This window comes from Streptomyces sp. SAS_272, assembly GCF_052543235.1.
The window spans coordinates 113,597-122,807 of record NZ_JBMNDR010000005.1 but is presented as its reverse complement, the minus strand read 5'-3'; the positions used below and the strand labels follow the sequence as shown (position 1 = coordinate 122,807).

The following is a 9,211-nucleotide window of genomic DNA, read 5'->3' as shown; positions in this document are numbered from 1 at the left end:
GGCACCGTAGCGCGGGGTCGCTGGTTGGCCAAACCGGCGATCCCGCGCATCATTGATGGTCCACCGCCGCTACCTGCCCTCTACGTCGGAAGGCACGATCGCCACCGCATCCACAGCGGCCCAGTCCCGCACCCGATGACGTCACAGACGCGATGGGCGGTTACGCCGCCGCCCAGCTCGCGCGGAAGAGGTCCACAGCCCGCTCCACGTCCCGCTCGGAGCGCAACTGCACCTCCAGATCGCCCGTACCGTGGTGGCCGACCTCCGTCACATCCCGGGTGAAGCCGGGAATGAGGTCGACCTCTTTGGGGTCGGCCTTGAGGTAGACGAGGAGCTTGGTCTTCTGTGGCGGGCAGACGCACGCGAAGTTCCGCAGGCGCTGATACGCCCGGTACTGCTTGCGCTGCACCCGGCTGACGCCGTCCCCGAGGCCGAGCAGCACCTCATCGACCGCCTCAGCCACCTTGGCCAGCGCCCCGCCCTGCGCGCGGACAGGCGGCAGCCCGGCCGCGCCCCGGCGCGGCCGTCTGACGGTCGGCGTCCGGCCGGTGACGGAAGCCACGATCTCAAGGCCGATCAGGTTTTTGCCGAAGAACCGATAGCGGACCAGGTCGATGCTGCGTCTGTGCTCGCGTACGGCGTGCGCGTCGTAGCGGGTGAAGTCGCCGGCGACACAGATCAACCTCGGTGCTCTCCACAGCACCTGGGACGCGGCCGATACCCCGAGCCGGTCGCGGACCAGGTGCCGGAAGGCGTCCTTGTGCGCCATCAGCCACGCCATGTAATACAGGCCCTGATTGATCACGCCGGCCGCGGTGCCGCGCTTGAACTCCACGACCACCGGCGCCCCGTTCTCGTCGAGCCCCAGCGAATCGATCCGGCCGCCGTCAGCACAGTCGATGACGTACTCGCTCGCGAGGAACCGTACCCCGAGCATCGTCTCCATGTGCGCCTCGACGAGGCCCTGCACATCCGCCTCGACCTCGGCAAGACGCGGCGCGACCTCCGTCACGCCGCCATTCGTCGTGTGGAACAGCTTCAGGCCCGACACCTTCCCCTCTTCGGCTCAAAGATCGAGAACGCAGGAGAGGGGTAGATCTATTTCCGCGCGGGCGCACCGAACAGGTGAGGAGATGTGAGACGGTGACCGCCTGGCACAGTCGGGAACCCCTGCATCCCATCCGTCCCAGAGGTGCCCTCATCCCACATACGTCCCACAAAACCCCTGACAGCGTGTCAGTGAGGAAGAAAGTACCAGGTCAAAGCACCTGCCGACGAGATGCGCCAGACGCCTTCTAAGCTCCTGCTCTATTGTGTGCTTCGCTTACCGCACTCTTTGGCGGACGGGCCATTGTGATCAACATCTGACCCAGATCCCGTCGAGCTTCTCGGCCCAGCCGCTACTGATCCGGGTGGCAGCTGGCCATGGGCGCGCCACAGCCTCCATGCTCTGTTGTCGATAGCGAGCGCCCGGCACTCTCCTGTCATGGCGGACTCACGAGACATTGTTTGGTCAAATTGATCGCTTCCGTAGGTCCAGAGAGGCCGGGGTCTGACGCCTACTCCGGCCCCCTCACGCGGGTTCGGAATCGGTAGTGTCCGGCGAACCGCTCAGCAGGCCGGTCTCCGCCGCCACCCGGATCGCCGTGAGCGCGGTGTCGAAGGGCATTCCGTAGAAGCGCTCACCGACGTGCGGGGGGCCGTGCAGGGCTTCGGCGAGGTCCAGTGCCACCCGTTCCTGTTGCTGAGCGTGCGGCAGCACGGGGGAGACCCAAGCGTTGAGTAGTCCGTAACCGTGGTGCCCTGCGTCCAGGATGTGGCGGGACATCCGCCATGGCGCGTTCCTGGTATGCCCCAACAGCACGTATTGGAAAGGGCCTTGGAACTCCAGTCCGTACAGTCGGCCTTTCTTGCCGTTGGCCGATTCCGGGCACTGGGCTCTCAGCGCGTCCCTCAGAAGCTCACCGAGCCGAATCGCCGTGTGGTCGTGGAACGGCGGGGTCAGCCCGCGTTTCAGCTCCGCGCGCGCCTCATTGATGGCCTCAGGGGTGAGGGGGGCTGCACCGGTGGGGTAGGGATAAGACCCGGCAGATGCGGTCCAGTGAATTCCAGTCCAAGTCCGCTGGTATGCCCGTCGACCCGCCGTAGGAACGACGGCCCGACGAGTCCGGGTCCGGATCGAAGGGAGCCAGGAACAGACTCGTCCAATTGTTTGTCACAGTGCGAACCTAGAGGACGCCGCTGACAGACCACGCCGATCAAACCGCAGAAGCCCCTTCTGGCCAGCGCTCGACAGTCAGTCAACGGTGTCGTCGGTCATGTCGACGTTGGCTTGAGTGGCCCACTGCTGCACGCCAGGGCCGTAGCGCTGTGAACTCCAGTATTTGGTCCGGATGACGCCGTCAGTGGTCATCTGGAGGGTCTCCGGGTAGCCGAAGTGCTGGATCAGGCCAGCTGCGAGGACGGAGGTGGCCGCGATCAGGCCCGGTCCGTCTTCGGCTAGGTCGTCGATGTCGAAGACGGAAGTCGCTTGGGGTGGCTCGGTCACCTGGTGAGTGCCAAGACTTCCGCCGAGATTGGCGTGTCCGCGTGGGTGACGCAGTTCGGCCGGAAGGTCGGCGTTGACAGGGGCGATGGTCACGCGGACTGTGGCAGTGCCTCCTGCGGCAGCTCGGTCCCGTGCGTGGCGAGCCAGGAGCCGGAGTCCGGACCAGATGTCGAGGACCAGGTCCTCGTCTTCGATCCGACTGACCGTGGTGTTCTCATCCACCTGGCCGGGTCGGGCAAGGTCGGTGCGGTTGGCGGCGACGGCGGCGAAGGTGCCGGCGCCGCTTTGGTGGAACTCGCACGCGATCCACTTGGCCGTCGCGGGCTCGGAGCCACCGTGCGCCATCAGACGGCGGCTGCCTACCGTGACGTGCCGGACGTACGCACCACGCGGGATGACGAGCAGGTCCTTGTCGCGGGTTTCCTGCTGGAAGGCTCGCAGGGCCTTGGTGTCGAGGATGAAGTCCCCACTGAGGTCCGGGACCAGGGTGACAACGACGTACGTCTGGTCGCTCACGTCCAGGCGGCCGATCAGGTCCCGCTCGTAGCGGAGCAGGTCGTCGTGGCGGGACTGGCGACGAGCGAAGCGGTCCTGGTAGGCGGCGGCCACTTCGGCCTCCGTCAGGTAGATGATGCTGGCGCCATTGCGGCGCGGGTAGCGCAGGCCCTGGTTGACCAGGACTCCGTGCGGAGCGGAGGGGCTGCGGGGCACAGCGATCATCAGAATCCCATGACCAGGTTTGTCCGGGTCCTCGATCTGCTCAACGTCGAAGACGGGCAGGGGGTGGACCTGGTCGGCCACGATGTTTCGGATCCGCAACACCTCAGCGTCGCTGAGCGCGACCCCGGGGAGCTCTGTCGCCCGGGCCTGGTCGTCTTCGGCAACTCCCAGCAGCAGGACTCCACCGGCGGTGTTGGCCAGGGCCGCCACGTCACCGGCCAAGTCCCGCTTGGCCTTGTCGTTACCGCCATAGAGCTCCCCCTTGAACTCCAGGTCGTAGGACTCAGAGACCGCGTTCGTCCTCAGGGTGGCGATCTGAGCGTGCGAGACCGCGGCGAGCCGGGCTCCGAAGAGCCCCTCCAGACGGCGGGAGCGAAGAGCAACCATGACGCCCGATGCTGCCCGAACCACCCCCATCTGTCACAGGATTAAGTAGATCCACCGGCGCGCGCCGAAAGCGCTCCGTGCCGTGGCAGACGTTCGCAGTCCCGGACCAGGCGGCGCAGGAGTTCATGGATGACCTGGTCGGTTCCGTCGTCCCGCCAGGCGGCGAAGTAGTAGTACGTCGCGTTCTTCGCGTTCACGATCTCCCGCATGCCGTAGGCGCCTTGATGACCGCAGACCGAGCGGTGCCGGTCCTTCCACGCGGTGATCATCGGCTCGACCAACGACCACTGCTCGTCCGATAAGTCGCTGGGATGCAGCTTGCGTTCACTCACCCCGCCAACCCCAGCAGAGCCCGCACCGCGATCCTGCGGATTTCAGCCACACCCCACACCCTCAGGCGACCAAAGAACGACCCAAAGAATCACGAACCACCCACCGTGGGTCGGCGACAGCCTGACTTGAGCCGGGCGCGAGAGCGGGCGATCCGCTCCAGTCGGATGCTGCCCGAAACATACGCGCGTGCAGTACCAACCAGGAGAAACCGCTCGAATAATCTATCGGCGGCAAGGATCATGGCGGGATGGCTGCGTACCTGTATGACCGGCTGGTGACGGAGGACGAATACCGTCAGCGCATCCGGCGTCATCGTCCCAGCTCGCTGCTTCCCCTGATCGCTGCAGCGGCGGCTCGCTACAGCACGCTCGAGCGGCCACAGCCCTGGCTGGAAAGCCCCTTTCTGAAGTACACGCCCTGGGCTCTGGCTGATGCGGCCCGCGTCTGCCTGGCATACGGCACCGAGCACCAAAGGGCCGAAGCCACCGAGCGTGACCTGCTGGAGATCCTCGCGGCGTATTCCAGCTTGAAGGAACCGACCTTGCACGGTACCGACGAGGATCCGATCCGCCTGAGGGACTTCATGATGCGTCTGGGCGGCGAGCAGATGGCCTTCCAGACCCCGGAGTTCGCCACTCTCGCCCGTACCGCCGCGCTGTACCTGCACACACCGTTCCCCGCACGCCGGCAACCCCGCTGCATAGTCCCCGGCTGGGACACCGAAGTCTTCGGCTGCCCGCTGCCCGACTACGTCGGCACCGCTCAGCTGCTGTGGGGATGTGCGCTGTTGAACGCCGGGCGTTTCGATCCCGCGTTCTACGACGGCCCCGATGGGGACAAGTTCAACCGCGCCGTGAGCCGGGACACGGTGCTGCGCGTCGTCGAACGCCACTTCGCCACCGACGTGGCCTCCCTCAAAGCAGCCGAGAAGCGAACCACGCAGAACCTGGCGAAGGTGGCTGGCGGCAAAGCGGCCCAGCTGCGCCGCTTCACCTACAACCCGCTGCTCGGCCGGCCCGCGGTCACCGGCTTCGGACCCGGCCTGCTGTGCCCCTCACCTCAGCTGGTCTGGCGCAAAGCGACGCCAGCCGGCATATACCACACAGGACGCGAGCACTTCGGACCCGACTTCCTGCAGGAGACCGGCTACCTCTTCGAGGAGTACGTCGGCCGCCAGCTCCGCCTGATGCCGGACGCCGATGTCATCTCGGAGATCACGTACCGGGTCAAGCGGAACGAACTGCAAAGCGTCGACTGGTTCGTCGTCTTCGACAACCTGGTGCTGCTCGTGGAGGTCAAGTCCATGATGCCGACCGAGAACGCCCGCCTCGGCCTGGAACTTGGCGTCGCCGAGACCGACAGCAAACTCGCCCGCGCCTTCCGCCAGGTCAACGCCACCTCGGGCCAGATCGACCAGCGCCATCCGGCATTCGCCGAAATTCCGACCGACCGTCCACGGCAGGCACTGATCGTCACCCTTGAACCGTTCCCCGTCGCCAACGCCAACCTGCCCCACCTCGACCTACCCACCGCCGACATCCCGACCACGGTCGTCGCAGCCCACGAAGTCGAACGCCTGGTGACCCTCACCGACACCACACCCAGCTCTCTGCTCCTGGAACGGGCGGCCGACCCCGAGCGCTCCACCTGGGCGCTCAACGAATGCCTGAACGGGCACGAGAACTCCCTCAACCCGATCCTCGTCCAGGGATGGGCGTCCTACCCCTGGGCCAGCGGCCGACTGGAACCGGGGTCAAGGACCGTCCTCTGAGCGGTGGCGACGGGGCAGTTGGGGCCGGTGGCCGGGCTCACGAGTACGGCTGCACGTCCTGTGCTCCTATTGGCCCGTCGGTGACTTCCCTGGTGAGCCTCCGCCGATCAAGCGGCACGGAGACGTAGGCATCCATACCCGCTGTGGCCAGGGGATGGAGGGAAGCCGTCTCGAGATCGCCGTGCAGGCGCAGCAGTACATGGTCGTCACCGACCAGGCAGTCGGTGAACGGAAGGGTGTGGGACAGCAGGCGGGCGAAATCGTCGCAGGCTGCCCGGATGTCCACCTTGTCGAGGCCGAGCCAGACGTGCAGGGTGCCGTCCTGAACCGTCAGCTCGACGTCGATGCGGGTGCCGGCTGCCTCGGCGGCTTCGCCGCACCACGTCAGGGTCTCGTCCAGCGCGCCGAGGTGGACGAGAAGCGGGCGGAAGACGTCCTGACGCATGTCGTCGCGGACCGTGACGCCGGTGGCCGGGGCCTGGTCGCGCCACCAGTCCTGCACGATGTCTCGGACCGAGGCGGCCTGCGGCCCGCTGCTCAGGGCTCGCCGTACGGCGTCCGTCGCGTTTCGCCGGACCACGCTCGCGGCGTCGGGTCCGGGGCTGGCGGCCATGCGGCGCAGGAGCGAGCCGGGCCCGATGCGCGTGTCGTCGAGGACCTTCCGGTACAGCTCGCGCAACGCGTCCGGTACGGCCGTGCCGTCCGGCCCGAGCAGGGGGCAGACGCGTTCTGCCCAGGCAAGAAACGCCTCGGTGTCGCCGGTGGTGAGGAGGTCGGTGCCGAGGTCGCCGCGGGCGAGCATGCGTGCGCGTTGCCGTTCCGTCGGCCGGCCTAGGCCATCGAGCTGGGCGCGCAGGAGGAAGACGAGCAGGCCCCGTTCCGGGGCGGGGAGATCGTCGACGACGCCGTTGACGGGGGTGGCGAGGATGTCGAGGACGGCCTCGGCGGTCGCCTTCTTCGCCTCCGGCTTTCCGGGGGTTCCGGGCAGAGGTTCGGTCCACCGGTGGACCCGGCCCCGAGCATCCCGCAGCCCGATCGTGGCGGTGAAGCTCTTCAGGTGGTCCGGCCCTGAGACGTCGTACGTGTACTCGTGTTCGATGCCGTACATGGTGGCCATGGCGGCGAGGACGGTCACCGGGTCGTGCTGGTGCTCCAGGCCGGAGAGCCAGTCGTCGAGGACGGCGGGCCGGCGCCCAAGCAGCCGAGGCCCGTGGACGCGCCAGGCCGCGGCGACGACCGCCTGGGCGGCGTCCGACACCGCTGTGCGGCCCTGTCCGCTCTCACCACGGCTCGTCAGCAGCCCTTCCGCGAGCTGGAGGGTCGCACCGAGCCGGGCGGTGTCGTCGTCAGAGGCGGTGAGGATGCGCGCCTCGTCCTCGTCGGGGGTGAGGCTGTGCGCGAGGGCCTGGCGGACGCGAACGTGGGCGGCGAGGTGGTTCACCACGTGCGAGCCGTGGTGGGCGAGCAGGTGGTTGTCGCGCTGGCGGGCAGCGGTCGCCGCTGCCTGGTTCTCGTGGACCCAGGAGACATGGGTGAGGGCTTGGGCGAGGAGCCCGTCCGCGCGATGGCCGAGCTCGAACATGGCCGCTAGGCCGCTCACCGCGTCCCGGTGCCGATTGCCCGGCTGCGCGTACGGCAGCGGCGACGCGGCCGGCAGGGTCGCGGGTGCCGCCTTCCGCTCGGCACCCGCCGCTGCGGCCACCTGCGGGTATGCGTCGAGCAGGGCTCGTGCCGCCGCCGCCCGTGCCGCCTTCTTGGACTGGCCGGTGCCTTCCGCCGTGCGGCCGGTTCCGGTGCGGACGGCGGCGCGGAAGACCTTGCGGTGGTCCGGGCCCTCCTCGTCGTAGTCGTAGGTCAGTCCTTCCTTGTGGAAGGCCGTATGCGCCAGAGTGACAGGATCGGCTCCCGTCTCCGCGGACGGGCGGTCGAGGTCGGGCCACACGGAGACGACCAGCCTCCGGGCGATCTCGTGCTCGCCACACAGGCTGAGCACGCCGAGGATCTGCCGGGCCACTCCTTCGAAGACGGACCTGGCGGGCTGTTGCGCCTCCCCCGCGCCCATGCGCACCAACCCCTGCTTGGTAACCCACGCGCCGAGCGCGAGGTCGGCGGCGGCGCGTCGCCGGGCGTGTTCGCTCGACTGTTCGCCCGCCTTCCAAGGGGTCGCCCATCGCGCGTAAGCGTCGAGCAGGATCACGTCGAGCGCGGTGGCGCCGAGCCGGTCGAGCAGGCCGAGCACGTGCGGTGTGACCTGGGCGGCGTGGTGGCTCTCGTAGAGGTGACTGCGGTGTTCGACGGCCAGGCCGAGCCAGGCGGTGACCTCGGGGCTGGCGTCCCATCCGCGCATGGCCTTCCCCACGACCTCGCGGACCTCTTGCCCGTACGTGCCCACCAGCGACACGGGTGGCTCGCAAAGCGCCGGGTACGTGACGTCGTGGACGTCGAGCCGCCGTTCGGCGCGGGAGTAGGGCCGGACCGGCTCGGGCGACGGAAGCTGTCCGGTCGCGGGCAGGGCCGACCGCGCCAGCCGGGCTGGGCGTGCGGCTTCGGGGGGTGTGTTCCGGCCCCGGCGGGTGGACGCCGGGCGCTGGTGGACGGGACGCGAGACAGCCCGCCGAGGGGCCGCCTGCGCCCTCCGCCCGCCCGTCGGCGGTGTGCCGGACCTGCCGTCCAGGAGGTTCTGGAGTTTGTTGGTGAGCCAGGAAGGCAGGCCGGTCGGGGGGTGGCCGCCGTCGAAGAAGTCGCCGGCCAGGTCGACGCAGTACTCGTACCGCCCCCACTCATGGTGGCGCGCGTGCTCCTGACCGAGCGTGCGCAGCGCCGACCGCATCCGCGCATACGGCACCGTCCGGCCGGCCAGTTGGTACGACGTCCGGTTCCGCGCGGCGTCGATGGCGAGCGCGATGCGGTGCACGGGTGTCGGCGGCGCGGTCTCGCGCAGCGACACGATGCCGACCCAGCGGTTCATGGCCCTCCCCCTGCCGGGCGACGCGGCCCTGCCCGGCCACAGCACGCGCTCCCAGACGGCGTCGGTACAGTGCCCGGTGCTTGCGTACAGGCGGGCGGCCTGCCCCGGTCCTGCTGTCCTTCCTCCCGCCGCGCCTCCCAGAGCTCCCGGTGATCACGGCGGCACTGGCTGGCCAGCGTATGCCGCCGAGCGCAGGTTCGGGGAGGGTTCACCCAACACGGATCGTTCCGTATCGCTCGCAGGATGAGGTGGCGGTCCGCCAAGGGCAGGAGCGCGGCCCGCGGGCACACGGAGAACTCAAGGAGAGCTCCGGTTGTGGCGATTACGGCTGACCGGCATCACTTGATTGATCCGGTCAAGCGGCTCTTCCCCGCCCGTTGTCATACCCCGGTGCCACAATGCTCTGAGCGTGAAGGGCACCTTGGTGACGGGGTGCCGTGACGTGTAACCGCCTCGATGCCGGGGAGGGAATGGGGCTTGGACG

Annotated in this window: 5 protein-coding genes and 1 pseudogene; 1 reads left to right on the top strand and 5 read right to left on the bottom strand. The window is 68.5% G+C overall.

Annotated elements, in window-relative coordinates; all coding sequences use genetic code 11:
* Positions 1–160: 160 nt before the first annotated feature.
* From ACN6LD_RS05920 to ACN6LD_RS05905, 4 genes and pseudogenes are all read right to left on the bottom strand, one after another.
* Positions 161–1,051: a DUF5655 domain-containing protein gene (locus ACN6LD_RS05920; RefSeq protein WP_445034213.1), complete on the bottom strand. Its 891-nt coding sequence runs from the start codon at positions 1,049–1,051 to the stop codon at positions 161–163.
* A gap of 522 nt (positions 1,052–1,573) precedes the next feature.
* Positions 1,574–1,828, bottom strand: a complete 255-nt coding sequence (locus tag ACN6LD_RS05915) for a hypothetical protein (protein WP_445034214.1) — start codon at positions 1,826–1,828, stop codon at positions 1,574–1,576.
* A gap of 468 nt (positions 1,829–2,296) precedes the next feature.
* Complete coding sequence (locus ACN6LD_RS05910) at positions 2,297–3,655, bottom strand: AlbA family DNA-binding domain-containing protein (RefSeq protein ID WP_445034215.1); 1,359 nt, start codon at positions 3,653–3,655, stop codon at positions 2,297–2,299.
* An 89-nt stretch (positions 3,656–3,744) separates the two neighbouring features.
* Positions 3,745–3,987: pseudogene (locus ACN6LD_RS05905) on the bottom strand (transposase); the annotation flags it as partial.
* Between the two features lie 248 nt (positions 3,988–4,235).
* Between ACN6LD_RS05905 and ACN6LD_RS05900 the strand changes: the two are divergent.
* A complete protein-coding gene (locus ACN6LD_RS05900) occupies positions 4,236–5,759 on the top strand; it encodes a hypothetical protein (protein WP_445034216.1) in 1,524 nt (507 codons plus the stop codon).
* 37 nt (positions 5,760–5,796) lie between these two features.
* On the opposite strand, the gene ACN6LD_RS05895 is transcribed toward ACN6LD_RS05900, so the two are convergent.
* Complete coding sequence (locus ACN6LD_RS05895; RefSeq protein WP_445042640.1) at positions 5,797–8,727, bottom strand: putative dsRNA-binding protein; 2,931 nt, start codon at positions 8,725–8,727, stop codon at positions 5,797–5,799.
* Positions 8,728–9,211: the final 484 nt, after the last annotated feature.

What these genes read in the sequence shown, in the direction of transcription:
- ACN6LD_RS05895 (WP_445042640.1), bottom strand. Translation starts at nt 8,727, where the DNA reads ATGAACCGCTGGGTCGGCATCGTGTCGCTGCGCGAGACCGCGCCGCCG.
- ACN6LD_RS05910 (WP_445034215.1), bottom strand. Translation starts at nt 3,655, where the DNA reads ATGGTTGCTCTTCGCTCCCGCCGTCTGGAGGGGCTCTTCGGAGCCCGG.
- ACN6LD_RS05900 (WP_445034216.1), top strand. Translation starts at nt 4,236, where the DNA reads ATGGCTGCGTACCTGTATGACCGGCTGGTGACGGAGGACGAATACCGT.
- ACN6LD_RS05915 (WP_445034214.1), bottom strand. Translation starts at nt 1,828, where the DNA reads ATGTCCCGCCACATCCTGGACGCAGGGCACCACGGTTACGGACTACTC.